Origin of the sequence: Mycobacterium fragae, from assembly GCF_002102185.1 — a bacterium.
GTDB classification, from domain to species: Bacteria; Actinomycetota; Actinomycetes; order Mycobacteriales; family Mycobacteriaceae; genus Mycobacterium; species Mycobacterium fragae.
In genome coordinates, this window is sequence record NZ_LQOW01000031.1 from 336,673 (window position 1) to 362,889 (window position 26,217).

Genomic DNA, 26,217 nt, shown 5'->3' on the forward strand with positions numbered 1-26,217 from the left:
AAGAACGAGTAAAGCCGCAATTTCCGCAGGCTGCGCGTCCGGTTAGTCCCCTTGCTTGGCCTGCTTGGTGCTGGCTTCCGCCTCAAGTCGCAGCCAGATCACGCGGGCCCGCGCCTCGGCGGCCTGGGCCTGGGCTTCGGCGGCTGCTGCTTGAGTCCGGGCTTCGGCGGCCAGGGCTTCGGCTTCGTCGGCTTCTGCCTGCGTCCGGGCTTCGGCGGCCAGGGCTTCGGCTTGGGTGGCTTCTGTCCGCGCCCGCGACCGCGCCCGCGTTTCGGCGGCCCGAGCTTGGGCTTCGGCGGCTTGTGCCCGCGCCCGGGCCTCGGCGGCCTGAGCTTGGCGCTCGGCGGCTTCTGCCCGTGCTCGCGCCTCGGCGGCCTGAACCTGGGCTTCGGCGGCATCTGCTCGCGCCCGCGCCTCGGCGGCCAGGGCTTCGGCTTCGGCGGCGTCTGCTCGCGCCCGCGCTTCGGCGGCCAGGGCTTCGGCTTCGGCGGCTTCTGCTCGCACCCGCGCCTTGGCTCGCGCTTCGGCGGACCGAGCCTGGGCTTCGGCGGCTTCTGCTCGCGCTCGCGCCTCGGCGGCCAACGCGTCGGGTTCGGCGGCGAGAGCTTCGGCTTCGGCGGCTTCTGCTCGCGCCCGCGCTTCGGCGGCCAGGGCTTCGGCTTCGGCGGCCAGCGCTTCGGCTTGGGCGGCCAGGGCTTCGGCTTCGGCGGCTTCTGCCCGCGCCCGCGCCTCGGCGGCCTGCGCTTCGGCTTCGGCTGCCTGAGATTCGGCTTCGGCCGCTTCGGCCCGTGCTCGTGCCTCGGCTGCTGACTCCGGTCGCGACGACTTCGGGGTGGGCGCGGGCGGCGCGTGGCTGGCGCGGGATTGGTAGTGCCGCTTTTGGGGGGCGGCATATTGCCGCCTTTTTGGCGCGGGGTAGTGCCGCTTTTGTGGGGCTGCCGCGACCTGCCGCTGTTCCTCAGCCAGATAGTCCATTACGACTAAGAACACGCCGGCCAGCACAAGTAGCGGCAAGAACACTAGGGGGTGAGTGGCCACTCCGCCAAGACCGATGATTGTCAGCGGCACCGCGAACGTCACCGCGGCCCATGGATGGCGATCGGGCCAACTAATAACCGATCTCGGAGACCACATGGTCCCTCTCCTTCGCGGAGATGTGGCGCATAGAGCGTACCGCACGGTGGCCCCGAGGTGGGCTAAGCGTACCGGGAGCGTCCTGGCTACCGCTAGATTCGCTGTCTCACAGGGAATATGGTCGAGCGGCTAATCATTTCCGCTGGTCGTCACGAGGTTGCCCCAGATCCGACTACTTCTGGCTGGGGTAGACGATGGCCTCAACGACGCTGCCGCCGTTGACAGTCGGCCCAAGCAACACGGTGTGGGTGTTGGCCACCGGGTCGTATGTCAGCAGCGAAGTGCCTCCGCCACAGCCGGCTTTGGCGACGAGCACCAACTTGTCGCCACTAACGCCGTTAACATGCACGCTGCTGGACACGCCCGGCACCTTCACCCGTGTGGTGTGCCCGTCGGGGGTCAGGCGGGACAGAAACATGGTGCCGCACGCGCCAAGGGACTGAAGGAACGTACCGCTCGGCAACTGCCATGCGTCCACGTCGCCATAATCGCCCGCGAAGCCTGGATCATCGCCCTGAGCCGAATTGACTGCGGTGAGAGCGGTCGGCGCCGTGCCGTCGATGGGTACTTGCCAGAGCTGACCGGCGGAGGAAAAGCGAGTGGCATCCCGGCACCGGGCCAGGACCACCGTTGACGACCACCACCGGATCGGTGAGCACGTGCTGAGCTTCCCGGGGACCGGCAATTCCTTGCCGGGCGTTCCGTCGTTACCCATCAGGGCAAGGCCCTTGGAGGTGCCCAGGACCAGCTGCGCGCCATCGGGTGTCGCGAGCACACCGCCGGTGTAGTCCTTTCCCAGCGGATACGTCAGCTCCGGCTTGCCGGCGAGGTCGACGCGCTCGAGCAGCCCAGGATCATCGCGGTAGCGGCCCTGGTTGATCAGCACCGCGGTGCCATCGGGACGGGCGTACCCGATGGGGCCGCCCTTGCCGACGGGGAATGCGATCTGTTTGCCGTTGCGGAGGTCGACCGAGATGACCGTGCCGCCGGTCATGGACCCCGGCTTGGCCACGTCGAAAAGTGCACGGCTGCGGTCACCCGACCAGTCGACCAACCGCGCAGTGGATCCCGGCGGGAAAGTGATGATCGGGTAGCGGCCCCCAGCCGGGTCGACGAGGTACAGCGTTGTGGCGACCTTGTCCCACGTTGGTTCATTCGGGGCTGGCATCTCGCCGGGGCGGTGGCTGGTGGCCGGGGTCCACTCAGCGAGCATCCAACCCGGGCCGACATGCGACCACGGGATGGTGTCGATCGGTGCCTCGACGCCGTGAGCCGCCGGCTGCGCAGCCGCCGTCGAAGTCGAACAGCTGGCGGCCATTACCGCGGCGACCGCGACGGCAAGTAGCGCCAAGCGGCTCCGAATTCCTATGTGGTTCACGACGATTCCTTTCGGATGTATCAGGTAGGCAGGCAAGCGAGTTGGGCACGGGGACTCGCCTCGTCGCTTTCCTGGGTAGAGGCTGCGACGGACGCCTTGCGCATTTCTTGCGTAAGCCTTGCGGCAAATGGCTCCATGGCTCGGTCGCGAGCGAGATACTGCGTCGGTACCTGAGGAATCAAGGGGATGACGGTGGACGCGCGCGTCGGTACGACGTTCGGCAAGTACAACATCACGCGCCTGCTCGGCAAGGGCGGCGGCGGGGCGGTGTATGAAGCCTATGACACCGACAAGGGACGAACTGTCGCGCTGAAGATACTTGCCGAGGAGTTCTCGCACGACGCCACCTTTCGGACCAGGTTTCAGCGAGAGTCGCAGGCGGCGGCAATTCTGCAGGAACCACACGTCATTCCGATCCATGACTGGGGTGAGATCGACGGCAATCTCTACATCGACATGCGCCTGGTTCAGGGGCAGACGCTTCTTGACCTGATCGAAAAGGGCCCGCTGGAACCGGCACGGGCGGTGGCCATCATCAGTCAGGTCGGCGCCGCGCTGGATGCCGCACACGCTGAGGGATTGATCCATCGCGACGTCAAGCCGCAGAACATCATCGTCACCCCTGCTGATTTCGTGTACTTGGTCGACTTCGGAATCGCCGAAGCCAAGGGCGACAGCAGGCTGACGACGGCGGGGACTCAGCTCGGCACCTTGAATTACATGGCGCCCGAACGGTTTGACGACTCGGTGACCACACCGGCTGTCGATGTCTACTCGCTGGCGTGTGTTTTGTACGAGTCGCTGACCGGAAAAGTGCCATTCGCCACCGAGAGCCTCGAGCACTTGGTGGCGGCTCACATCGCCTCGCCGCCGCCGCAACCGAGCGTGGCGAATCCGCGCGTTCCCGCAGCGCTCGACGCGGTCGTCGCACGCGGCATGGCCAAGGAGCCAGACGACCGATACGGCACCGCCGGCGGGCTGGGCCGCGCTGCGCAACGCGCCCTGGGCGCGACATCAGTGGGTGGTCCGTCACCCACCATCCAAGGGACTCGACCGGTTGCCATTCCTTCCGGCGGCGCGACGGACGGTCTCACCACGGCGGGGCTTGGTACCCACGATTCAACTAAACGCAGGCGAGGATGGGTGCTGCCGACCGTGATCGCAGTCGCGGCGTCCCTGATTCTCGCCGGCATCGGTGTGATCATCGGCCTGCTCGTTCACGAGCCAACCGGGCAGCCGCAAAGCCCACCCGCGCATGCTGCGCAGCCGCCGCTGATAACCGGGCCCGACCAGAGCAGGCTGCATCAGTCTTGCGATCAGGGCTTTACTTTGCCGACCGCGACGGGCTTTGGAACTCATTCCGGACGTGGAACTCCCGAAACGTCATGCCTTTTCGCCAACAACGTGCTGACGGCCTACTGGGCGGAATACGGCAATGCCAGCCCGCTGCCGCGCGCCGTCTCGGCGCCGGGCGCTGTCGATTGCACGACCGTGCCCGGTGCCCTTTGCAACGGCTCGAACTTCCTGATGAACTGCCGCCAGTACCCGGGCGACAACTGGATCACCTGCATCGGCGGCAGCAACGCACGCGTCTACCTGTGGTGAGCGCATGCGGGCACGACAATGGCGCCTGAACCACTGCTGAGCGGAAGGGATCGCGACCGCTATGGCCCACAGTGCTCTCCGGTTTGGGCTATTGGGACCGTTGCAGCTGAACGCCAACGGCACTGACTTGCCGTTGGGCGCGGCAAAGCAGCGGGCGGTCCTGGCCATGCTGCTGATCAATCGAAATCACCCCGTTGCGATCGACTCGTTGATTGACGCGGCGTGGCAGCAGCATCCACCACCTGAGGCCCGCGCTAGTCTGCATGCGCACATATCCAGACTGCGCCGACTGGTGAGCAACAGCGGGGCAGATCCCGCCGCCGTTCTGGTCAGTGCCAAGCCGGGGTATCGGCTCAACGTGCCCGACGAAGCTTGCGACCTGGGGCGCTTCGGCATCGAACAAAAGGCAGGAATCGAGGCCGCCGCCAGCGGTCGGTTCCAACAGGCCAGCGATCACTTGTCGAACGCGTTGGCAGAGTGGCGCGGCCCGGTCCTCGAGGATTTGCGCGATTTCCAATTCGTGGATGCCTTTGCCGCCGCGCTGTCGGAGGACAGGCTGGTGGCACTTACCGTACGGGCTGAGGCCGAGATAGCCTGCGGCCGAACTTATTCCATAATCGGTGAACTCGAAGCGCTTGCGGCCGAGCACCCTTACCGTGAACCGCTATGGGCGCAGCTGATTACCGCTTACTACCTAGCGGAACGCCAACACGATGCACTTAATGCGTACGGCCGGTTGAAGACCGCGCTCGCCGATGATCTGGGCATCGACCCCGGTCCTTCACTGCAGGCGCTTCATCAGCGGATCCTTCGACAAGAGCCACTGGACGCCAAACAAGCGGCCCGCGAGACGGCTAAGCGTGTCGCGGCAACCCTACGGCGGCGTCCCGAACTCGCACGCGAGTCTGTCGTCGCGCGGCTGCTGGATGCCACCGGGCGTCGTTATCTGCTACGAGGCGCGGCCACTCGGATCGGGCGGCTTTCCGACAACGACGTCGTTATCGACGACGACACGGTCAGCCGGCACCACGCAGTGATCGTCGACACCGGGAGCAGCTTTGTCATCACCGATCTCCGCTCAGCCAACGGGGTCGAACTAGCGGGCCAACGGATTCGTACCAGTGCGACGCTGGCCGATGGCGATCACATCGGCATCTGCGGCCATGAATTCACTTTCGAAATCGGCGGAGCTGAAGGTATGCCGTCAATGTGAGGGCGGCGTCAATCGGTACCGCGCGATCACGTCGTCGAACCAGTCAGGCGTTCCATACGTGAGGCCATACTTCTTCGCGAGGTCGGTGAACTCGGATGACTCGTGAACCGGCCTATCGGACGGCTGGTTTCCTAAGTCTGATGCAAGCAATTCGCTCAATTCACGGAAGTAATTCTCGAAACCGTCGCCAGGAGTGATGACTTCGATGATGCGGCCCGGCTCGGTGCCGGCATTCCACATGGCGTGCATCTGCCCGCGCGGCTTGGTTATGTAGCCACCGGGGCCTAGCACCACTTCGCTGTCGTCGGAACGGAAACCGATCTCGCCGGCGAGCACGAACGAGTGCTCATCTTCGCGCGTGTGTCGGTGTGCTGCGGTGATCAAGCCGACCGCGAACGGATGCTCGACGATCGCCACCAATCCGCCAGTGGTGCGACTGGTGAGCTTGAAGGTCGCGCCGAACCCCGCCATCGATACGCTGTCGCCTTCGCCCGGTTGGACCACTGTGAGCACTGCATTGTCAGTTATTGACATGTGACTCCTTCCTAAACTTCGAGTTCCGTTCGGGCCTGGTCGATCTGGTCATAGGCGTACGCGACGACGGCCCCCATGCTCATCGCTTCGCCCTTGCGAACAAACGACTCGTAGGCGTGCCCGCCGAGGACTTCGCGAAGGTGGGCGAGGGTAGTACGGAACTCCGGAACGGTAGGTGCCGCGGTGGGGACGACGCACGCGAAACCAGCTATAGCGGCCGCCGATTCGTAATGTCCGTGGCGGTCGAGAAATGTCGCCAGTATCCCAAGCGCTGCGCGGAGTTGGGTGACGTTGCCCGACTCATCGTAGTTACGGATCGCCAAGACGATGTTTTCAAGCGCGGCCAATGGGTCGCCGCCCGCGATCCGATTCAGTGTCATCGTCAGCGACATCGCCAGATATGACTCGTTGGCCCGATTACCGCTCTCCTGGGCGACCTTCACGCCCCTCCGCAGGGGTTCAAGCGCTCGAAGTGGGTCTACCGCGCTGCACGCCATGCCATAGGCCAGTAGGGCGAACGAGAGCGCGTAAGGATTGTGGGTTGTCTCGGCGGCGTCGATCAAACCGTCCGCAACGGATAGCGCCTCCTGAGGGCGACCAACGTTCGTCAGGGTTATAGCGGCGCATGCTCTGACCAGTTCATGGGCGTCGCGACCCTGCGCCATCAGGCTCCGGTAAAACGCTGCCCATCGTTCGGGCTCGATGGCCGAGTAAACAGCGCCCAGCCAAAGCTGCTCGACTCCGAGCGGCTCCTGGACTGGGCTGCGCTGCATCGCGATCTCACCGGCATGGCTGAAGCCAATGGCCTCGTCGACCCGCCCGAACATGTAGCACAGGGACGCGATTGCGCACAGTGATACAAATCGCGGATGGTCGACCGCGCGGGCGGGCTCGATGAGCTCCTCCGCCCACGCGATCGGCTCAAAATTCTCGACCAGCGGACCAAATAGACCAGCCGGCCTCGCGATTGCGGTGGCGGTGTCGAGGTCACTTTGGTCTGCAGCCCATCGAAACGCGATGCGCAGGTTTGCCAATTCGGTTGCAAACCAGTCGTATGCCTCCCGCTGACGAGGGCTATCCCACAGCGCCATGATGTCGGCCTCGCGCCCGGCGAAGTAGCGGGCATGCGCCGTACGCGCATCGCTCGCCTCACCGCGGCTGACGAGTTGCTCCTCGGCGAACTGGCGGATCGTCTCCAGCATGGAGAAGCGAGTGTGCCCCGACGACCGGTCAGCGACGAGCAACGACTTGCGCACCAACGCGTCCAGCAGATCGATGGCGGCGAAGTCATCCTCGTAACCCGCCACGGCGCAGGCGCTTTCGAGGTCGAAACCGCCGGCGAACACTGAACACCGCTCCAGCAACACCTTTTCCGCATCGTCGAGCAGGTCGTAGGACCATTGCACGGCATGGCGCAGCGTCTGGTGGCGTTCCAGCCCGCGGCGTGACCCCACCAACAGCCGGAACCGCTGATCGAGACGATCACGGATCTCGGCGGCGGTCATCGAGGCCATCCGGGAGGCCGCCAACTCGATGGCCAACGGGATTCCGTCGACGCGGCGGCAGATCTCCACCACTGCCGCTGCATCGTCGGGCTGGGTCAGAGAGAAGTGCGATGAAACGCTCTGCGCACGTTCGACGAACAGGCTCGCCGCCGCCGAGTCGACTCCAGCGTCGACATCCAGCGACGGCACGACCCACAACTGCTCGTCGGCAATCCCCAGCCCTTCGCGGCTGGTTGCAAGGATCTTCACGGTCGACGAACGCGCCAGGATGGCCTCGACCAGATCGGCCGCCGCGTCGCGAACATGCTCGCAGTTGTCGAACAACAACAACCGGACCCTGCCCTCCAGCGCAGCGGCGACGGATTCGCTGACGCTCTGCCCTGGCTGTTGAGTAATGCTCAACACGGCCGCCACCGCGTCGGGCACCGCATCCGGATCGGCGACCGTCGCTAATTCGAAAACCCATACGCCGTCAGGGAATTCGTCCCTCAACCCAGCGGCGACTTCGGTTGCCAGCCGCGTCTTGCCGACCCCACCGACCCCGGTCAATGTCACCAACCGGTGGGCCTCCACCGCAGCTTGCAACTCTGCGGCCTCCGACGCACGCCCGATGAAGCTCGTGGTCTGCGGCCGCAGATTGCCCGGACTCGTATCGAGGGCCCGAAGCGGCGGAAACTCCGCGCGCAGGCCCGGCGCCCGGACCTGAAACAAGTTGACCGGAATCGGCAGATCCCGCAGCCGCCGCGGACCAAGATCCAGCAGATCGACTCCGCTGAGTAGACCCGCCGTCGACTCGGCCAGCAGGATCTGACCGCCGTGCCCGGCGGCCATCACCCGCGCGGCGCGGTTCAGTACCGCCCCGAAGTAGTCGGCGCCACGCAGCTCGGCTTCACCGGTGGCGAGCCCCATCCGGACCGGCAATTCCATCTTGTGCTGCGCGGCCACTGCGGCATCGACTGCCGACCGCGGCGAAGCGAAAGCGGCACACACGCCATCACCGGTGTGCTTGAACAACCAGCCGCCATTCGCTTCGATCGCCGAACGCAACACCTCGTCGTGGGCGGCCAGCGAGATCCGCATCTCGTCCGCGTCATTCTCCCACCGACGGGTCGAACCCTCGACATCGGTGAACAGAAACGTCACAACCCCGGTAGGAGCGGCCGCTTCGGCAGCGGACACTCCCGCAGGATGCCACAAGCTACGGTCGGATCAGCGCCTTTCGCGGCGGCATCGCGTGGTTAAGCGCCGACAACCGCAACATCGTAGGCAGAGAACTGCTCGTCGGCGGTGATGATTGTCAGGTCGAGCAGTTGCGCCTGGGCGACAAGAAGCCGGTCGAACGGATCCCGATGGTGATCCGGAAGCTCGGCGGTCCTCAGCGTGTGCGCATGGTCGACGGGCAGCGGAGACGTTCCGGAACGCCGCATGCGATCGGGGACATACGAAGCGGGTGCTTCGGGCAACTGCAGCTTGCCGAGTCGATGCTTGATCGCGATCTCCCAGGCGCTGGCCGCCGAGAAGAGAATGCTGTTGCGGATCTCCTGAATGATTGCTCGTGATTCGTCACGAAGCCGGTCAGGGTCGGACTGCATCCACAGCCAAACGTGGGTGTCGACCAAGTAGCGCGTCACCGATGGAAGTCTTCAAGAACATCGTCCGGTAGTGGAGCGTCGAAATCGTCGGGCACGGTATACACGCCCCGGTCGATGCCTAGGCGGCGGACCTCCCGGTGACGGAACGGTACCAGCTTTGCCACGGGTTCACTCCCGCGCGCAATCTCGATCTCCTGTCCGCTGTCAACGAGCCGCAGCAGCTCTGAGAGGCGTGTTTTGGCCTCGTGGACGCCGACTCTGATGGCTATGGACTTAGTCATGAACTTAGTCTACAGAGAGTGGCCGGATCAGCGCCTTTCGAGCTTCTCGCGGACCATGCCGATAAGGCTGCGCCCGGTGGACACGGGCCGGAACGCGCGGGCCGCGTCGGTCAGCGCGTCGCGGGAGTCCGCGGGCAGCTCGATGTCGGCGGCGGCGACGTTGAACTCCAGCTGCTCGACGCTGGACGCCCCGGGAATGGCAACCACCCCGGGCAGGCTGATCAGCCAGGCCAGCGCCACCTGAGCAGGCTTGGCGTGGACGGCCGAGGCGACGTCGCGCAACGTCTGCAACAGCGGCTCGACCCGGCGCAGGTTCTCGGTGCCGAACAAGGGATTCGTCGACCGCACTAGGTCACTGGGCCGGTTGTCGACGCCGTACTTGCCACCCAGTAGTCCCTTCGCCAGTGGGCTGTAGGCGATCACGATGCGGTTCTCGCGTTCGGCGAATGGGACAAGCTCCTTGAGTGCCTGCGGGTGGGCGAGCGAAAAGTGCACCTGGTTGCTGATGACCGGACGTCCGAGGGCGGCATCGGCTTTGCGCCACCGCGACAACGAGTAGTTGGAGACGCCGGCCGCGCCGATGACGCCGCTGTCGAGCAGGTCGCGCATCCCCGGCATGATCACCGAGTCGGGAACCACCGGGTTGGGCTGGTGGATCTGGTAGAGCGGGATGCGGTCCAGCCTCAGCCGCCGCGCACTGGCGCGCGCACGCTGCTTGACGATCGGTGGGAGTGGCGCGACCGGCATGATCTTGCTGGCGACCGCAACCTCGGCCCGCTTGTCTCCGAGCGCTTCGCCGAGGATGCGCTCGCTCTTGCCGAGTCCGTAGATCTCGGCGGTGTCGAACAGCGTGACCCCGAGGCCAAGTGCGCGCTGCACGATGTCCCGTGCCGGGCCCGAAGCGTACTGGTCACCGTAGCCCCACTCCGGTGAGCCGAACTGCCAAGTGCCCAGCCCAATGCGACTGACCCGCCCCATTCCATCGACGTCGAGATACTTCATGGCCCCACCGTACGATATGTTTCTCGCCGACAGCGCGGTTGACAGATGAGGGTAGATATGTCAAGGACAGTGGTGGTCGGCGCGTCCAGCGGGCTCGGGCGCTGCATCGGGGTCGGCCTCGCCCAACGCGGCGATCAGGTCGCGCTGCTCGCCCGGCGCCGCGAGCGCATCGAGGCTGCGGCTAAGGAGGCGGGGTCGGGCGCGGTCGCCATCGAATGCGATGTCACCGACGAGGCGTCGTGCCGATCCGCCATCGGGGACGCCGCCGACGCGCTTGGCGGCATCGACAACCTGGTCTACACACCCGCCATTGGGCCGCTCGTTCGCATGGTCGACACCGATGCCGAAACGTGGCGGCGCGTCTTCGATACCAACGTCGTTGGCGCGGCACTGGCCACGGCGGCGGCGGTGCCACACTTGACGACTTCCGCGGGCAAAGTGGTCTATTTGTCGTCTGATGCAGGCACTTTCGGGCCGCCATGGCCAGGTCTCGGCGCCTATGGCGTCAGCAAGGCAGCGCTGGAGAGGCTCGTTGAGGCGTGGCGAGCCGAGCACCCGGATATCGGATTCACCTGCCTCATCGTCGGGGAGTGCGGGGGCGGCGAGGGAGACGCGGCGACAGGAATGACCAACGGCTGGGATACCGAGCTCGCGATGAAGGCTTATCCGCTTTGGGTGTCGCGTGGCTGTATGCCGGGCAAGTTGATGCCCGTCGAGGACCTCATCGAAGTCGTGCACACGATACTGCGCAGCGATGCCGGGACGTCGATGCCGGTCGTGGTTGCCAGAGGCGCACCTTCTGGCGCCGCAGCGTTTCCGGACTAGACTGCCGATGTCATGGCCATCCGGCGCGCCGTTCTGCTCATCGCCGACATCGGCGGATACACCAACTACATGAATTGGAACCGGCTGCACCTGGTGCATGCCCAACTGACGGTCGCCGGGCTGCTGGAGTCGGTCATCGACGCCGCGAAAGGCCTGAAGCTGGCGAAGCTCGAGGGCGACGCCGCGTTTTTCTGGGCACCGAACGGCGACGCCAAAGTCCTGGTGTGCGAGCGGCTGTCGCGGATGCGCCAGTCATTCCTCGCGCGGCGAGAGCGGATGAAAAAAGAGGACCCCTGCGACTGCGCCAGCTGCGCGCAGCTGGACAAGCTGTCGCTGAAGTTCGTCGCGCACGAGGGCGAGGTGGCCGAGCAGAGGGTGAAGCGCCACACCGAACTCGCCGGGCTCGACGTCATTCTGGTGCACCACATGCTGAAAAACCAAGTGCCAGTGGCGGAATACGTGCTGATGACCGACGTCGTGAAACAGTGTCTCGACGAGCCGTTCGGCCGGCGTTGCATGCCCCTGGTACACAACTTCGAGGGCATCGGAGAGACACCCACTTACTACATCGACCTCGCCGCGTCTGAGGTGCCGGTGACGGTGCCGGAGCCCAGCACGTCAGGCCGCCTGGCGGCAAAGCTGAAGTCGGAGTTGAGCGCGTTGCCGTTCCTGCTGGGCATCAAGGAGGCTTGCGCGGGGTTCCGTAATCTGGGCCGCGGCACCCCGCAGGTGCCGCCAGCTTGAACCGGACAGGAGATCTCTCATGGCTGAGCTTCGAGTCGAGCGGACGATTGCCGCGCCCGTGGTAAAGGTCTTCGACTGGCTGGCTGACCCGGCCAGTTTGACCTCCGCCCCGCCGGTCGTCGCCGCTCATTGGGCAAAAGACTCGCCGGGTCCTGGCAAGGGCGCGGTGCGACGGGTGATCGGGTTGGGCACCTGGTTCCGGGAAGAGATCACCGCCTACGACCCGCCGCGCAGCTACTCGTATCTCATCCTGCGATCGTTTCCGCCGTTCGAGCACGAAGGCGGCACACTGACGTTTAGTCCGCGGGGCGACGGCACACATGTCGATTGGTTGACCCGCTTCACCCATCCGGCCTATGCGGGCGGCAAGCTGTTGGAGCCGGTCAGCAGTCGGCTGCTTCAGTCGAGCTTCTCGGCAGTCCTCGCCGCCTGTGCCAAGGCGCTGGAAACCTAGTTCACTGCCCGCGCAACCCCTCGAAAAAGCCTTCGAAAAAGCCAGGGTCCCAGAAGACCACGAAGATGATCAGCGCGATTGCTCCGGTAACAATGGCGGCGATCGCCAATCCGCGACCCGGTTGATGCGTCCGCGAGATTTGGTTCAGCGCAACAATTCCCATCACAATGCCGGCAATCAAGGCCGCGTTGCCGATGACGACGAGGCCCAGGGGTATGCCGATAAGGGAAAGGACCAGTGCCCAAACGGCCAGCCGGTTAGTTTGCTGTTGCGCAGGATAACCGCCGGCCGGATAGCCCGGCGGTGGATATGACGGCGGGGGATATCCCGCCCACGGCGCCATCGGAGGCTGTGGCGGCGAATAACCGTACCCCGGTGGCGGTGTTGCGAACGGTGCCGGCTGGCCTGGCATCTGTTCGATCGGCGGCGGCTCGTAAGCGCCGCTCTGCGGCACCCCACCGGGCTGCTGCGGAGCCCCGTACGGCGGCGGGGGGCTGTAGGGCTGCTGCCAGGCACCATACGGCGGCGACGGCGTGCCGTGCGTCTGCGGCTGCCCCGCCTGTTCCGGTGGGGGCCAGCCGGTGGGTGCGATCTGCGTAGGCTGGTCGGATTCAGGCACCTTGTCCTCGGGCGATCCCTGGTATGGATATGACACGCTTCCTCCCGTGGGCCATCGAGGTCAAACTCGGCCTCGGTGACAGCACACCACGTCGGCCTTTCGGAAATCCGCATATGCAGGAAATGGAAATTAATTCGATGTGTCGGTCGCAGAAATGGGTAGACAACTTGACCATGACGTGCCGATTGCTATGGCTGCGGCGCCATAGTGGGACAGGGCCGGCGGCATGAGCGCCATCGATCCTTCGGACAACGATCGCGAATCGATCACGCTGGGTCTGCACGACGTCGCGCCGGCGCACCTGATGGACGCGATGGCCGACGACGTGGAGCTCGAATTGGGTTGGGGCCGACTCGTCTTCGGGCAAACCTTCACCGACTCCGGCAAGCTGGCCGAGGCACTGCGACGGGAAGGGCCCGGGCGGCGCGACATCTGCATCTACCCCCGCGAGCCGCACGTGGTCGTCGCTCAATCACCGAATGAGCTCTTCATCGACCCCAGTCATACCTATCGCCTGCGCTTCGACGACTCCCACCAGGACGACCCGGGACCGCCACCGCACGGCGTGACCGTACGCGCGCTGGAGACCCCAGCCGACGCCGATGCGATGAACCGCGTCTTGGTGCGCTGCGAAATGGTCCCAGCGCCGGTCGACGTCATCTGGAACAACCATCTGCACCAGCCGGCCGTGACATACCTGGTGGCGGTGCGCGACGAAGACGGCGCGGTGGTGGGCGCCGTAACCGGCATCGACCATGAGTTGCTGTTCTCCGATCCCGAGCGGGGCTCGAGCATGTGGACCTTGGCGGTCGATCCGGCTGCCGGAATACCCGGGGTCGGCGAAGCCCTGACCCGGGCCATGGCCGAGCACTACCGCAGGGCGGGTCGCGCCTATATGGACCTGTCGGTCGCTCACGACAACGCCGCGGCCATCGCCCTGTACGAGAAGCTGGGTTTCCGCCGTATTCCGGTGATGGCCATCAAGCGGAAGAACGCGATCAACGAGCCGTTGTTCACCCCGCCCCCGGAGACGGTCGACGACCTCAATCCCTATGCCCGGATCATCGCCGACGAAGCGCTGCGCCGCGGGATCCGCGTCGAGGTCCTCGATGCGGGTACCGGCGAGATGCGTCTGTCCCACGGCGGCCGCAGTGTCATCACGCGCGAGTCGCTGTCCGAATTCACCTCGGCGATCGCGATGAGCCGTTGCGACGACAAGCGTTTGACCCGGCGCCTGGTGTCGGAGGCCGGCATCAACGTGCCCCGCGCCCGCGTCGCGACTTTCGACGACGGTGACGACGCCTTCCTGAAAGAGGTCAACGAGGTCGTCGTCAAACCGACTCGCGGAGAGCAGGGCAAGGGCATCACTGTGGGCATCACCGTCGAGGACGGCCATGACGCGCTCGCCGCCGCGTTGGCCCGAGCCCGCGAGCAACATCCGGACGTGCTGATCGAGCAGCGGGTGGCCGGCGACGACCTTCGCTTGGTGGTTATCGACGGCAAGGTGGTGGCCGCCGCACTGCGGATGCCGCCCGAGGTCATCGGCACCGGCGAACACAGCGTGCGGGATTTGATTCGGGCCGAAAGCCGACGGCGCTCAGAGGCCACCGGTGGTGAGTCCAGCATTCCGCTCGACGAGGTCACCGAGGCGACGGTGGCTGACGCCGGTTGGACGCTGGACGACGTACTGCCCGAAGGAAAACGGCTGCGCGTTCGCCGTACTGCCAATCTCCATCAGGGCGGTTCGATCCACGACGTCACCGCGAAGGTCCATCCAGAGCTTTGCCGGGTCGCGGTGGCGGCCGCCGAGGCGATCGGTATCCCGGTGACGGGCATTGACCTGGTTGTCCCGGACGTCACCCGCGATGACTATGTCTTCATCGAAGCCAACGAGCGACCGGGCCTGGCCAACCACGAGCCACAACCCACGGCCTCGGCGTTCATCGACTTCTTGTTCCCCGGCCAGCCTGGTCTGCCGACGGCGTGGACTCCCGAAGAGTCGCACTCTCACCGTGGCTGACAACCGCGCGCATGGCTTACTTCTGGCGCAGCGCGACAACCTTGTTGTTGTGGCCTGCGACGTAGACGGTGCCGTTGTTGTCGACTGCCAGACCCCACGGATAGTCGAGGCCGGTGAAGGGCAGTACGACCTGGGAGGTGGCGCCCACCGGAAGTTTCAGCGTCCGGTTGTCCCCGCTGTTGGTGACGTACACGGCGCCCTCGTCGTCCACCGTCACGCCGCCGGGATCAGTCAGGCCGGCGAAGGGCAGCGCGGCCTGTGTGCTGGAGCCGGCGGGCAGCGAAAGGACTCGGTTGTTGCCGCCGTCGGCGACGTAGACGGTCCCATTGTTTTCATTGACCACCACACCGGTTGGAGCGTTGAGACCGGTGAAGGGCAGGTCCTTCTGTCCCTCTGGCCCGGCCCCGGCCGGCAGGTACACCACCCGGTTCTTGGCGGTGTCGGTGACGTAGACGGTGCGGCTGTTGTCCACCGTGACACCCGTCGGGTTGACGAGGTCAGTAAACGGCAGCTCCTTGATCGAGCCGCCCTGAAGTACCAACACTCGTTTGTTACCCGAGTCGGTGACATAGACATTCCCGGTGTTGTCTGCAGTTACCCCGGTCGGATAGTTCAGGCCCTCGAAGGGCAGCACGGCCGGGTTGGTCGAGCCCATAGGCAATGACAGCACCCGGTTGTGCAGAGTATCGGCGACGTACACCGTGCCGCCGTTGTCGACAGACACACCTTCCGGCTCGCGAAGGCCCGAGAAGGGCAGCGTCGTCTGCTCGACACCCCCTTGGCCCGAACCGTGCTTACCCAGGATGATGACCGTCGCCACGACCACCAGAGCGACCGTGAGCACGGCTGCGGCCGAGATAACCACGGGCGGGCGGCGCCACCACGGTGCCTTCGGCGCCGGCGTCTGGAGTTGTCGGGGCGGTTTTTGCTTCGGGACCGGGGGCTCTTGCCGAGGGGGCGGGGATTCTTGGCGCGGCAGCGGAGATTGTTGCCGCGGGTATGAGTCTGCGGGGGGCAGCCGGTGCGCGACGGTCTCTGTATTGGGGCCATTCTGCGGTTCCGGGGTTGGCCGACGGCCGTAGTTCTCAACGCGAGGCCGCGGCATCGTGTGGTCCGGCGCTGTCGGCTGTGTCCGATCCGGCCGCTGCGGCACGGCGATGGGCGTGGTGATGGCGTCGCGGGCGGCGCGGGCCAATTCGAGGGCGGTGCCGTAGCGCTCGTCGGGCTTTTTCGCCATGCCCTTGGCTATGACCGCGTCGAAGGCCGTCGGCAACCCCGGCTTGGTGCGCGATGGCCGCGGCGGCGGAGTGTAGAGGTGGTTACCGACCTGTTGCTCGAGGCTGTCACCGGGGAACGCGTGCTCTGCGGTCAAGCATTCATACAACACGCAGGTCAACGCATAGATGTCCGAGCGGGCGTCGATCGGGGGAGCGTTGACCTGTCGGGTGCTGAACCGTTCCGGGGCCATGTAGTGGAAGGTTCCGATCACGTCGCCGATCGTGGTCAATCCCCGCTCGCCGGCCGCGAGCGCGAGCCCGAAGTCGATCAGATAGGCAAAGTCGTCGTCGTCGAGCAAGATGTTGGACGGCTTGACATCCCGATGCAACAGCCCGGCCTTGTGCGCGGCATTCAGCGCCTTGGCGATCTGCTCGACGATGTGCACCGCCCTCGCCGGGGGCAGTGGCCCACGCTCCAGGATGGACTGCAGGTCGCGGCCCTCGATCAGCGCCATGTCGACGTACAGCCGTCCGTCGACTTCGCCGTGGGTGTGGATCGGCACGACGTGCGGATTCCGCAAGCGCGCAGCCGCGTGGGCTTCGCGACGGAACCGTTGCTGGAACACCTCGTCCTGGGAGATCTCGGCCGGCAGGATCTTGATCGCGACGGTCCGATCCATGGCGGTGTCGTGGGCTCGCCATACTTCGCCCATACCGCCGCGGCCCAGCAACTCGATCAGCTGGTACTTACCGAACAAAGTTCCCTGCAAAGACGTCTCCCACAGCAACCTTTCAGCAACATCAGCACCATAACGCGCCAGCAATAACAGTCGCAGCCGTTTGGCGGCGGGCACCGAGGGCGGGCGAAGGCCGTCGCCCTAGGGACCAGCGGCGACCGGCCGGAGGCGGAAGACCCTGATCTCGCGGGGCGCGCAGCTGGTGCGGTAGCTCTCATAGCCGGCGTAGAAGTCGACGATCCTGGCCCATGCCGAGTCTCGGGCGTCGCCGGTGAGCAGCTCGGCACGGTACCGGGCGGGCGGCCCCTTGAACTCGATGGTGCATTCGGGGTGGGCCAGCAGGTTGGCGCTCCAGGCCGGATGACTGGGCCGCCCGTAGTTGGACCCGATGGCGAGCAGCGCGTCTGAATCCGAATCGTCGAGCAAAGCCAGCGGCTGCGTGCGCGGCTTGCCGGACTTGGCGCCGGTCGTCGTCACGAGCCCGACTTTGTCGAATCCGGCCGAACTCAGCCGGCCCTTCGTCCGGGGGATCAGCACCTTGTCGAGGCGCGGGGCCAGGTGAAGCATGAACCGATAGCCGGCCCGGCTCATGGCGAAGCGCTCGAACAGCGCCTCGTCGAGGCGCAGCCGTCGCCCGCGGACCGGACTTTCCCGCCGAAGCGACATGAGTAGACGGTACTGAATTCCCCAGTGCGCCCGATGGAATTCCGCGAACTATCTGGGACCTGCTTGAAATCACTGAGCGGAGTTTAAATTTGGCAAATTCGCTGACATTTCTCGCCTTAGATCGCGGTACGCTCGTCACATCGCCGCGGTGATCGGTTGGGATTACGGCGGGAACGGGGAATGGACAGATGCGCATTCTGACGGCCGCATTCGCCATTACCGGCATCTGCATTCTCGCCGTGGGTTGTGGCAGCGGGAGTGACCAAGCCGGCAAAACGTCGACCACCACCAGGACCACCACGAAAGCCGCGCCTACACTTGCGGAGGACTCCCTGAAGGGGTTGCTGCTCACGCCCGAGCAGATCAATGCCGTCATGGGTGCCACCGACATGACCATCACCAAATATCACGTCGCGATGGCCGACGACAGCGCCACGATGCAGCCCAAGCAGTGCCTGGCCGTCGACGGCGCAGCGCAGAGCCAGGTCTATGCCGGCAGTGGTTTCATCGCCGTGCGGGATCAGACGCTTCAGGAGGGTGACAACTTCAACCATTTCGCCGAGCAGGCGCTCGTGTTGTTTTCCTCCGCCAAACAAGCCGGCGCCTTCTTCGCCGCCTCTGCCAAACAATGGTCGAAGTGCGAGCATTACAAGCACATCCAGTCCGGGACGGAGTGGAACACCGGGCCGGTATCGAACAAGAACGGTGTGCTGAGCGTCATCGCAAGTCAGCAGAATCCCAAGGCCGGCGGCTGGGCCTGTGGCCGGGCCCTGGCGGCGAGAAACAACGTCGTCATCGACGTCAACACCTGCAGCGCCAATCCCGGGCATACCGCAGTCGACATCGTCAACCAGATCGCCGCGAAAGTGCGGATGTAGCAAGGCCGATCACTCGGTGTCGGCCGGGTCGAGAAGCCGCACCTCCTCGAGATCCATCGCCGACTGCAATTCGCGCAGCACGATGTCGTCGATGAGATGTTGGTCTCGAAGCTCGGTGATGGCCCGGCGCTTGTGTTCCAGCACGCCAAGGCGCACCTGCCGAAGCAGATCGTGCTGCTCGGCCTTGTGGTTAGGCGTCGCAGGGTCGCCGCTGGCTTCGATGAGTGCCGCGTGCTCTTCGTATTCCTTTCGCAGACGGCTCGTCAGCTCCGGACTGACGCCGAGTTCACCGGCCACCACCGGCAACGCCTCGAGTGCGGCCTGTGCGCCACGGGTACGCGCCAGTTGCAACTCGTCGGCTTGCGTTGCGTCTTGGGGCATTCGGGCCCAGCGCACGACCGCGGGCAGAGTGCTGCCTTGGACGAGCACGGTCACCAGGATCACGACGGACACGACGAAGATGATCAGGTTGCGATCCGGGAATGCACCGCCGCCGTGAGTGGTGAGGGGGACAGCCAGTGCGGCGGCCAGCGACACCGCGCCGCGGAATCCCGCCCAGCTGGATACCACGCGCTGGCGCCAGGTGGCGCGACGGGTGCGCTGCACCTCGCGTCGGTCCACCGCACGTATCAAGACGGTCGTGACTTCTGTCCAAACGAATCGACTTGCGACGACGACGCCGGTGACGGCGAAGGCCAGCAATACGGCGTGCCGCACGCCGCCATGGACGTCGGATATGTGTCGCACCGCGCCCGGGATCTGGACGCCGACGAACACCCACAGCGATCCGTTGATCAGAAATGTCGAGAGATCCCAGAACGCGAATGACTGCAGACGGGATCGAGCCCGGATCACCCGCGGGCTGACGTAGGAGAGCACCAGCGCGGACACCAGGACCGCGACGACACCGCTGCAGTGAATGGTCTCGGCCAACAGGAACGCCGCGAACGGCGTCAACAAGCTCAAGGCTCCTTCCTCCTGGGGAGCGTCGATTCGGCGGCGCACTAGGGTCACCACCATGCCGACAACCAGCCCGGCGGCGATCCCGCCGACGTAGGAGCCGACAAAGCGGGCAGTCAAAACTGCCGGGCTCACCGGGGCGCCGCCGACCGCAACCGACACGCTTATGGCGAACAGGACGAGTGCGGTCCCGTCATTGATCGAGCTCTCGGCGCGCAGCACGGTCAGGGCCCGACGCGGCAACTGCTTCGCCAGGCCGGCGACGGCGGCAGCATCGGTGGGCGAGAGCACGGCACCGAGCACCGACGCCGCGTGCGACTCCATCCCCATCGCCCGCGCGGTCCACGACACTGCTACCGCCGTCGCAATCACCAGGCCGACGCTGAGGAAAATGATGACGCGCAGGTTCGCCCGGATTTCGCGATAGCTGGTGTTCAGGCTCTCCCAATACAGGATCGCCGGCAAGAACAGCAAAAGCACGAGCTCGCCATCAAGCCGAACTCCGCCGAATCGGGGGATCAGACCTAGCAGCGCGCCCAACAGGATGAGCAAAACTGGAGGACCAACGCGATAGCGACGGCCCAGGACTGTCCCAACGACCACGGTCGCAACCAGCGCGACGATTACGACAAGCGCAAACACCAGCACATCCTCCTGCACGAGCCGTCGTCGGTGGAGTTGACCCCTCCCGGCGAGCGGCGGGGTCGCTGGCAGCGTTTGGTACCAACACGATCACGGGTGCGTACCGATGTGGACGGCCCTCTGGCGCAGCGGGATGCGTGCGCAAATCATTGCACGGTGCTCCATCAGAGATCACGCTCGCCAAATATTCTCCAGGCTCAACAGGAGGTGAGTACAGCATGATGGCGGATTGGTTTCCCGCGCAGCATTGTTCGAATACGCACGGCGGTCGCATCCTCGACACGGCGAAGGGCATTCTCATCGGCCTTCGTCGGTGCCCATCGGAAGCGGCTTTCCACGAGTTGCTCAGTGCCGCACAACGTCACCGGATGCCGGTGTTTGCGATGGCCTGGGCCCTGGTCCATCTTGCGGATGGCGGTGGACAATCAGCTCACACCTTCTCCGAGGCTCAGTCGGCCGCCCAAAACGAGTGGGGTCAGCTCTTCGCTGGGGCGGCGGTATCGGCCTAGTCGCTAGATGTGACTCGCCGCGAAATTCGCCGCCTGCTCAACCATCCCATCGTTTGTGTACGCCGCGTGCGCGGCCCAGTCGCCTCCTTCCGAGCACACCGGATCGTCGGTTGCACACAGCTGGAGGGTTTTGGGCGCATACAGAGGGCCGATGATGACCGGTGGGGCGCCGACCGAATTCATGAACCGGTTCGACGGGGTTCCGAACAGGGTGACCGCCGCGACGTGGTTGGCCACGTCGGGCGGCATCGGCTTGGGTACGTCGGCAGGGTCGACCCCGTCCGGTATTGCAGCCGAGGTGACAAAGCCCATCACCGCGGCGCCTTGGGAGTATCCGCCGAGCACCATCTTGGTCTTCGGGCAGTTGGCCGCCATCGACTCGACGTGGTGCCCCGCGTCCTTGATGCCGTCAAGCGCGGTGGGGAAGTCGGGGCTGGCGGGGTAGTCGACCGGATACACCCCGAAGGACTTGCCGCCGACCTTCGATTGCAACGAATCGATGAAGTCCTGACCGATGCCACCAACGCCGGGCGGCTCCGTGGTGCCCCAGGCGAATACCGCCTCGACGTCCGGACACGGCTCAGCGGAAGCGGACGAAGCAAAGGCGCCGAACGGCGCCCAACTCGTAATCACAACAACAGCAAGGGATCTAGCCACCAGACGCGTATGCACGGCGCAATCTTGCCATACGACGACGGCACGTGGCGGCGCCCGTCAGTAGCGCACAAGTGAAAACGGCCACGAGGCCGTACCGCCCGGTGCACCTCCGCAGCCGGCGTCGAACGTGGAGTCAACCGAACCGGTTAGCGTCACCGCATCCCAGGAGTAGGTGTCATGCGACGGAAGGAAATACACCAAGCAGCGCACGCCGTCTTGCGAATCGATAACCATCGTGTAGCGGCCATCGGCGAGGTGCGCATCTCCGTCGTAGGGGACCGCTTGCCCGTTGGGTCGCGGGATGCCCTGCACGTGGACGCAGTCCGGAGAAGGATTGTGGCATGGCCTGACCGCCCACAGCCAGGAGTGGCCAGGATCCCTCGGGCTGTTGACTTGGTAGTTGCCGATCAGCATCCCGGCTCCGGCAGTCGGCGCGAGCGCCAATGCCGCTGCGGCGAACACAGCGCTCAGTGCCACGGTCTTCGGTGTCGTCACGGATTCCCTCCGTTCGTTACGATCCTGGATCACTCCGGCGGCGTCCATGCGATCGGCAGCGTCTTGATGCCGTGAATGAACGGCGACAGCAACCGCGCGGGCTCCTCGGTCGCGACGATATCGGGTATCTCGCGATGCAGCTCATCGAACATGACGCGAATCTCGCGACGAGCCAGGTTGGCGCCCAAGCAGAAATGCGCGCCGCCGCCGCCGAAACCCACATGCGGATTCGGGTTGCGCATCACGTCAAACGTCCACGGGTCGTCGAACTTCGACTCGTCGCGGTTGGCCGAGCAGTACCACAGTGTGGCCTTGTCGCCCGCCGCCAGCCTGGTGCCGCTCAGCTCGAAGTCTTGTGTGAGAGTGCGTCGCATATAGACCACCGGCGAGGCCCAGCGCACGATCTCCTCGACCGCCGTAGGGGACACGGCGTCGAAGTCTGCCCACCACTTCTGCCGCTGCTCGGGATAACGGGTCAGGGCGAGCAAGCCGTGGCTGATCGCATTGCGCGTCGTCTCGTTGCCGGCGACTGTGAGAAGGATGAAGAACGACGCGATCTCGGCCGACGACAACCGCTCGCCGTCGACCTCGGCCTGGCCCAGGCTGGTGGTCAGGTCGTCGTGCGGATTTTCGCGGCGGTCCTCGGCCAGCGCGGTGGCGTAGCCGCCGATCTCCATTGATACCTTGGCGAACTCCTCGAAATCCGTTGCCAGATCAGGGTCGCCGAAGCCGAGGATCACGTTGGTCCAGTGGAAAACCCGTTGATGGTCCTCCTCGGGAATGCCCATCATGTCGCAGATCACCTGCAGTGGTAGCGGCCCGGCCAGCTCGCTGACCGCTTCGCCTGTGCCGTCGGGGTGGTTCGCGATCATCGACGTGACCAGCCGATGCGCCCGCTCGCGCACCGATGCTTCGATCCGGGCCACCACCTTCGGGGTGAACGCTCTGCTGACGATCGATCGCAACCGCTGGTGCCGTGGATCGTCGAGCACGATCATCGAGCCGAAGAACTCGGCGACCTCCGGTGGCTGATCGTTGATGGTGATGTTGGGGCTCGAGCTGAAGATCTCCGGATGACGGCTGGCGTAGAAGATGTCGTCGAATTTGGTCAGCGCCCAATGCCCGGGGCCTTCCTCGAACCCGGGAAAGGATGCTTCGGCCCAGAAGGAGATCGGCGCCTCACGGCGCAGCGTGGTGAACGCTCCGTCGCGCAGGTCGTCGTCGAGTGCCCAGAAGTCCAACGAGCTGAGGTCGATGTCGTCGAGCGGTACGTCCGGCGGTGCCGTACCGTTCACCCGGGTCGCAATGCCCATGCGGCGACTCTAAACCGACTGCGGTCGTCAGTGCGAGCACACGGTTCGGGCCGGCTGCCCATTCGCCGTCGCTTGGCTGACCACCTTCTGGTCCACCAGGATCGTGCAGGTGACCGAGCCGGGGGACTGCGCACTGATCACGTACACCTCTCCGCCGAAGGCAGTGAACTGAGTGCTCCACGGCAACTTCACGTTTGCCTGCTGATACTGGCCGGTGTCCGTCTGGAATGAGATGTACTCGGCCACCGGCGAGCTACCACTCAGTTGATAGGTGACTTGGGGGAAGTCGCTTTTGGCGTTTGCCACGCCGCCGGCGAGTCCCACCGCGGCCGTGACAAAGGCAGTGAGCAGGACCGGCGTCGCCGCGCAGCGCTGGATCCGGGCTCGGGTGGGCGATTGGCTGGTCATGGTGCGCCATGGTGTCATTCCGGCGAACCGTGTGGGTGCGTTTTCGCCTCTTTTACGAAAGGCCAATTCAGTTGAACCGACGCCGAGCAACGGTCGTAAAGCTAGAGGGTGCCGCCGCGACATCCGTCAAGGGGAGTTGATCGATGACCACACGTCCCAGCAGGCGCGACATGCTCCGCGGAGTCGCCGCGGTCGGGGTCTTCTTGGCGACCGACGTGGGTGCTTTCCTGTGGGCGAATGCTCGGATCGGTCCCGCACGGCTGACACCACAGGTTTTCCTCGACGGTTTCGCCAAAGTGTTCGGCCGACAACCGGGCTTCCGCAAAAACCATGCCAAGGGCATCGCGGTTGCGGGCCACTTCGAAAGCAACGGCAACGGCGGCGAGCTGTCCAAGGCGGCGGTGTTTCGGTCCGGGCGCACACCGGTGGTCGGTCGATTCTCGCTGTCGGGTGGAAACCCACGCGTCGCTGACGCGCCGGCGGCTGCGCGCGGGCTGGGCCTGGCGTTCGGATTCCCGGGCGGACAGCAGTGGCGCACGGCGATGCTGAACCTTCCGGTCTTCCTCGACAATTCGCCGCACGGCTTCTACGACCGGCCGATCGCCTCGGCGGTTGTTCCCGGCACCGGCAAGCCCGATCCGACGGCGATGGCGCGGTTCATGGCGGCCCACCCGGAAACGGCGCGCGCCACCAAGATCGTCAAGCAGCATCCACCGACAACCGGTTTCGCCGACAGCATCTATCGCGGGCTCCATGCGTTCTATTTCGTCAACGAGTCGAACACGCGGGTGCCGGTGCGGTGGTCGCTGACGCCGCTGCAGCGGGCGCTACCGCCCTCGCCGGGAGATAACGCGCTGTTTGACGCGCTGATCCGCCAGCTGCGGGCCGGGCCGCTGCGCTGGAGTTTGATCCTGACCGTCGGCACATCGTCGGATCCGGTCGATGACCCGACGCTGCCCTGGCCGCCCGGCCGCCGCACCGTCGACGCCGGACTGCTCACACTCGACTCGGTCAACACCGACGGGCGCGGCATCGCACGCGATATCAACTTCGACCCGCTTGTCCTGCCGAGCGGCATCGAGCCCACCGACGACCCGCTCCTGAGTGCACGGTCGGCCGTCTATGCCGCGTCTTACCGGCGCCGGACCGGGGAGATGTTGTGACCGGGGCGCCCGAGCCACGGCGATACACGCCGTTGTCCCGGGTGTTCCATTGGCTGACGGCCGCCTTGGTGTTCTCGACGCTGTTCGTCGGTTTTGTCATGGTCAGTTCGGTAAGCGAATACGCCGGACTGATCACGATCCACCGGACATTGGGCGCGACCATCCTCGTCGTAGTGGTGGTGCGTATGGCCAACCGGCTGATCCAACGGGGCCCGGCGTTGCCGCCCACGGTCGGTGCGCTGGAACGAAAACTCATAATGGTGTCCGAAATATCGCTGTATGCGCTGCTGCTGATACAGCCACTGCTCGGTTGGGCGATGGTGTCGGCCGGCGCGGGCCCGGTCCTGGTGTTCGGCGTCCTTCGACTTCCGCGAATCGCTCCGTTTGACCCTGGGTTGTTTTGGGCGCTGCGGCAAGCTCATTCGGTCGTCGCCTATGCGCTGATGACCGTGATCGCCGCGCATGTCTCGGCGGTTGTGCTGCACACCGTGACGTTGCGCGACGGGATGCTTTCCAGGATGGCCTTTCCGCTTAGGGTGATCGGGGGTCGCGAAACGGAAGGTGGCTGATGGCCAAAAGGATCGTCATCTGGGGTACGGGATTCGTCGGCAAGATGGTGATCGCCCAAATCGTCAAACATCCGCTCTTCGAGCTGGTCGGCGTCGGCGTCAGCAACCCGGCGAAGGTGGGCCGTGACGTCGGCGAGATCTGCGGGTTGGCCGAGCCCGTCGGCATCACCGCCACCGACGATATCGACGCGCTGATCGCGCTCAAGCCCGATGCGCTGGTGCATTACGGCCCGACCGCCTCGCACGCTGAGGACAACATCGCGTTGATGACGCGGTTCCTGCGCGCGGGCATCGACGTGTGCTCGACTGCGATGACCCCGTGGGTGTGGCCGACCATGCACCTGAACCCGCCCAATTGGATCCAGCCGATCACCGAGGCCTGCGAGTTGGGTGAGTCGTCATGTTTCACCACCGGCATTGACCCCGGGTTCGCGAACGACTTGTTCCCGATGACCCTGATGGGCGTTTGCTCCGAAGTGCGCACGGTTCGGGCTTCGGAATTGCTGGACTACACCAACTACACCGGCGATTACGAGAACGAGATGGGCATCGGCCGCGAGCCGGAATTCCGCCCGGTGCTGCAGAACCGCGACGTGTTGATCTTCGCGTGGGGTGCTACGGTCCCGATGATCGCGCACGCCGCCGGCATCATGCTCGACGAGATCACCACCACCTGGGACAAGTGGGTGACTCCCACCGAGCGCAAGACGGCCAAGGGCGTCATCGCACCGGGGCACGTCGCCGCCGTCCGGTTCACGATCAACGGGGTCTACCAGGGCCGAACACGGATCCAGCTGGAACACGTCAACCGCATCGGTCAGGACGCCGCCCCGGACTGGCCGGCCGGAACCAAGGACGACGTGTACAGGGTGGACATCGAGGGGACACCGAGCATCTCCCAGGAGACCGCGTTTCGGTTCACCGACGGCTCCGGGCGCGACGCCGCCGCCGCCGGTTGTCTGGCAACCGGGATGCGAGCGCTGAACGCGGTCCCGGCCGTCAACGAACTCTCGCCGGGCTGGGTGACCGCGCTCGACCTGCCGCTGATCGCGGGCGCCGGCACGATCCGCTGAGCGCTTTATTACATTGGTGCCCGG

Annotated in this window: 26 protein-coding genes; 11 read left to right on the plus strand and 15 right to left on the minus strand. The window is 65.3% G+C overall.

Annotation, left to right across the window (positions count from 1 at the left end):
• Window positions 1-42 precede the first annotated feature (42 nt).
• Window positions 43-1,134: a hypothetical protein gene (locus tag AWC06_RS23350; RefSeq protein ID WP_169715385.1), complete on the minus strand. Its 1,092-nt coding sequence runs from the start codon at window positions 1,132-1,134 to the stop codon at window positions 43-45.
• A gap of 172 nt (window positions 1,135-1,306) precedes the next feature.
• A complete protein-coding gene (locus tag AWC06_RS19925) occupies window positions 1,307-2,485 on the minus strand; it encodes a hypothetical protein (protein WP_227371060.1) in 1,179 nt (392 codons plus the stop codon).
• Window positions 2,486-2,698: 213 nt separating this feature from the next.
• Here AWC06_RS19925 and AWC06_RS19930 point away from each other — a divergent pair, with 213 nt between their 5' ends.
• Entirely contained in the window at window positions 2,699-4,117 is a 1,419-nt protein-coding gene (locus AWC06_RS19930; RefSeq protein WP_264480121.1) for a serine/threonine-protein kinase, read from the plus strand.
• Window positions 4,118-4,178: 61 nt separating this feature from the next.
• Entirely contained in the window at window positions 4,179-5,330 is a 1,152-nt protein-coding gene (locus tag AWC06_RS19935; RefSeq protein WP_085199708.1) for a BTAD domain-containing putative transcriptional regulator, read from the plus strand.
• Here the strand turns inward: AWC06_RS19935 and AWC06_RS19940 are convergent.
• From AWC06_RS19940 to AWC06_RS19960, 5 genes are all read right to left on the minus strand, one after another.
• On the minus strand, window positions 5,322-5,747 hold the full coding sequence (locus tag AWC06_RS19940) for a cupin domain-containing protein (RefSeq protein WP_372458110.1): 426 nt from the start codon (window positions 5,745-5,747) through the stop codon (window positions 5,322-5,324). The genes AWC06_RS19935 and AWC06_RS19940 overlap by 9 nt on opposite strands.
• A gap of 128 nt (window positions 5,748-5,875) precedes the next feature.
• Window positions 5,876-8,548 (minus strand): ATP-binding protein, encoded by a 2,673-nt coding sequence (locus AWC06_RS19945; protein WP_227371059.1) that lies wholly within the window; start codon window positions 8,546-8,548, stop codon window positions 5,876-5,878.
• Between the two features lie 59 nt (window positions 8,549-8,607).
• Window positions 8,608-9,000: a type II toxin-antitoxin system VapC family toxin gene (locus AWC06_RS19950; protein WP_085199711.1), complete on the minus strand. Its 393-nt coding sequence runs from the start codon at window positions 8,998-9,000 to the stop codon at window positions 8,608-8,610.
• Window positions 8,997-9,242, minus strand: a complete 246-nt coding sequence (locus AWC06_RS23835) for a type II toxin-antitoxin system Phd/YefM family antitoxin (RefSeq protein ID WP_085199712.1) — start codon at window positions 9,240-9,242, stop codon at window positions 8,997-8,999. The genes AWC06_RS19950 and AWC06_RS23835 overlap by 4 nt, the downstream gene beginning before the upstream one ends.
• A gap of 27 nt (window positions 9,243-9,269) precedes the next feature.
• Window positions 9,270-10,244 carry an aldo/keto reductase gene (locus tag AWC06_RS19960; RefSeq protein WP_085199713.1) on the minus strand — a complete coding sequence of 325 codons (975 nt, stop codon included), beginning with the start codon at window positions 10,242-10,244 and terminating at the stop codon, window positions 9,270-9,272.
• A gap of 69 nt (window positions 10,245-10,313) precedes the next feature.
• Here AWC06_RS19960 and AWC06_RS19965 point away from each other — a divergent pair, with 69 nt between their 5' ends.
• Genes AWC06_RS19965 through AWC06_RS19975 form a run of 3 tightly spaced genes read left to right on the plus strand, consistent with a single transcriptional unit; the run spans window position 10,314 to window position 12,267 of the window.
• Window positions 10,314-11,069 (plus strand): SDR family oxidoreductase, encoded by a 756-nt coding sequence (locus AWC06_RS19965; RefSeq protein ID WP_211282008.1) that lies wholly within the window; start codon window positions 10,314-10,316, stop codon window positions 11,067-11,069.
• A gap of 12 nt (window positions 11,070-11,081) precedes the next feature.
• The gene (locus AWC06_RS19970) at window positions 11,082-11,813 is read left to right on the plus strand and encodes a DUF2652 domain-containing protein (protein WP_085199715.1); all 732 of its coding nucleotides are present in this window, start codon (window positions 11,082-11,084) and stop codon (window positions 11,811-11,813) included.
• A gap of 19 nt (window positions 11,814-11,832) precedes the next feature.
• Complete coding sequence (locus AWC06_RS19975; RefSeq protein WP_085199716.1) at window positions 11,833-12,267, plus strand: SRPBCC family protein; 435 nt, start codon at window positions 11,833-11,835, stop codon at window positions 12,265-12,267.
• Between the two features lies 1 nt (window position 12,268).
• On the opposite strand, the gene AWC06_RS19980 is transcribed toward AWC06_RS19975, so the two are convergent.
• The gene (locus AWC06_RS19980; protein ID WP_085199717.1) at window positions 12,269-12,922 is read right to left on the minus strand and encodes a DUF4190 domain-containing protein; all 654 of its coding nucleotides are present in this window, start codon (window positions 12,920-12,922) and stop codon (window positions 12,269-12,271) included.
• Window positions 12,923-13,112: 190 nt separating this feature from the next.
• Here AWC06_RS19980 and ngg point away from each other — a divergent pair, with 190 nt between their 5' ends.
• On the plus strand, window positions 13,113-14,906 hold the full coding sequence (gene ngg / locus AWC06_RS19985) for an N-acetylglutaminylglutamine synthetase (protein ID WP_085199718.1): 1,794 nt from the start codon (window positions 13,113-13,115) through the stop codon (window positions 14,904-14,906).
• Window positions 14,907-14,922: 16 nt separating this feature from the next.
• On the opposite strand, the gene AWC06_RS19990 is transcribed toward ngg, so the two are convergent.
• Window positions 14,923-16,893: a serine/threonine-protein kinase PknD gene (locus tag AWC06_RS19990; RefSeq protein ID WP_085200069.1), complete on the minus strand. Its 1,971-nt coding sequence runs from the start codon at window positions 16,891-16,893 to the stop codon at window positions 14,923-14,925.
• Between the two features lie 108 nt (window positions 16,894-17,001).
• Window positions 17,002-17,526, minus strand: a complete 525-nt coding sequence (locus tag AWC06_RS19995; protein ID WP_211281999.1) for a nitroreductase family deazaflavin-dependent oxidoreductase — start codon at window positions 17,524-17,526, stop codon at window positions 17,002-17,004.
• A gap of 188 nt (window positions 17,527-17,714) precedes the next feature.
• Between AWC06_RS19995 and AWC06_RS20000 the strand changes: the two genes are divergently transcribed.
• Window positions 17,715-18,404, plus strand: a complete 690-nt coding sequence (locus AWC06_RS20000) for a sensor domain-containing protein (RefSeq protein ID WP_085199719.1) — start codon at window positions 17,715-17,717, stop codon at window positions 18,402-18,404.
• 9 nt (window positions 18,405-18,413) lie between these two features.
• Here the strand turns inward: AWC06_RS20000 and AWC06_RS20005 are convergent, their stop codons facing one another.
• Window positions 18,414-20,006: a Na+/H+ antiporter gene (locus tag AWC06_RS20005; protein WP_085200071.1), complete on the minus strand. Its 1,593-nt coding sequence runs from the start codon at window positions 20,004-20,006 to the stop codon at window positions 18,414-18,416.
• Between the two features lie 218 nt (window positions 20,007-20,224).
• Here AWC06_RS20005 and AWC06_RS20010 point away from each other — a divergent pair, with 218 nt between their 5' ends.
• Window positions 20,225-20,515 (plus strand): ANTAR domain-containing protein, encoded by a 291-nt coding sequence (locus tag AWC06_RS20010; protein ID WP_085199720.1) that lies wholly within the window; start codon window positions 20,225-20,227, stop codon window positions 20,513-20,515.
• A gap of 3 nt (window positions 20,516-20,518) precedes the next feature.
• Here the strand turns inward: AWC06_RS20010 and AWC06_RS20015 are convergent, their stop codons facing one another.
• From AWC06_RS20015 to AWC06_RS20030, 4 genes are all read right to left on the minus strand, one after another.
• Entirely contained in the window at window positions 20,519-21,148 is a 630-nt protein-coding gene (locus tag AWC06_RS20015; protein ID WP_085199721.1) for a cutinase family protein, read from the minus strand.
• Between the two features lie 81 nt (window positions 21,149-21,229).
• Window positions 21,230-21,586 carry a hypothetical protein gene (locus AWC06_RS20020; protein ID WP_085200072.1) on the minus strand — a complete coding sequence of 119 codons (357 nt, stop codon included), beginning with the start codon at window positions 21,584-21,586 and terminating at the stop codon, window positions 21,230-21,232.
• 110 nt (window positions 21,587-21,696) lie between these two features.
• Window positions 21,697-22,980, minus strand: coding sequence for a cytochrome P450 (locus AWC06_RS20025; protein ID WP_085199722.1), 1,284 nt, complete (start codon window positions 22,978-22,980; stop codon window positions 21,697-21,699).
• 27 nt (window positions 22,981-23,007) lie between these two features.
• Window positions 23,008-23,388 (minus strand): MmpS family transport accessory protein, encoded by a 381-nt coding sequence (locus AWC06_RS20030; protein WP_085199723.1) that lies wholly within the window; start codon window positions 23,386-23,388, stop codon window positions 23,008-23,010.
• Between the two features lie 143 nt (window positions 23,389-23,531).
• Here AWC06_RS20030 and AWC06_RS20035 point away from each other — a divergent pair, with 143 nt between their 5' ends.
• From AWC06_RS20035 to AWC06_RS20045, 3 genes are read left to right on the plus strand one after another with little or no spacing between them, the layout of a single operon-like run.
• Window positions 23,532-24,551, plus strand: a complete 1,020-nt coding sequence (locus AWC06_RS20035; RefSeq protein WP_085199724.1) for a catalase family peroxidase — start codon at window positions 23,532-23,534, stop codon at window positions 24,549-24,551.
• Window positions 24,548-25,120: a cytochrome b gene (locus AWC06_RS20040; protein WP_085199725.1), complete on the plus strand. Its 573-nt coding sequence runs from the start codon at window positions 24,548-24,550 to the stop codon at window positions 25,118-25,120. The genes AWC06_RS20035 and AWC06_RS20040 overlap by 4 nt, the downstream gene beginning before the upstream one ends.
• Window positions 25,120-26,193 carry an NAD(P)H-dependent amine dehydrogenase family protein gene (locus AWC06_RS20045; protein WP_085199726.1) on the plus strand — a complete coding sequence of 358 codons (1,074 nt, stop codon included), beginning with the start codon at window positions 25,120-25,122 and terminating at the stop codon, window positions 26,191-26,193. The genes AWC06_RS20040 and AWC06_RS20045 overlap by 1 nt, the downstream gene beginning before the upstream one ends.
• The last annotated feature ends 24 nt before the right edge of the window (window positions 26,194-26,217 follow it).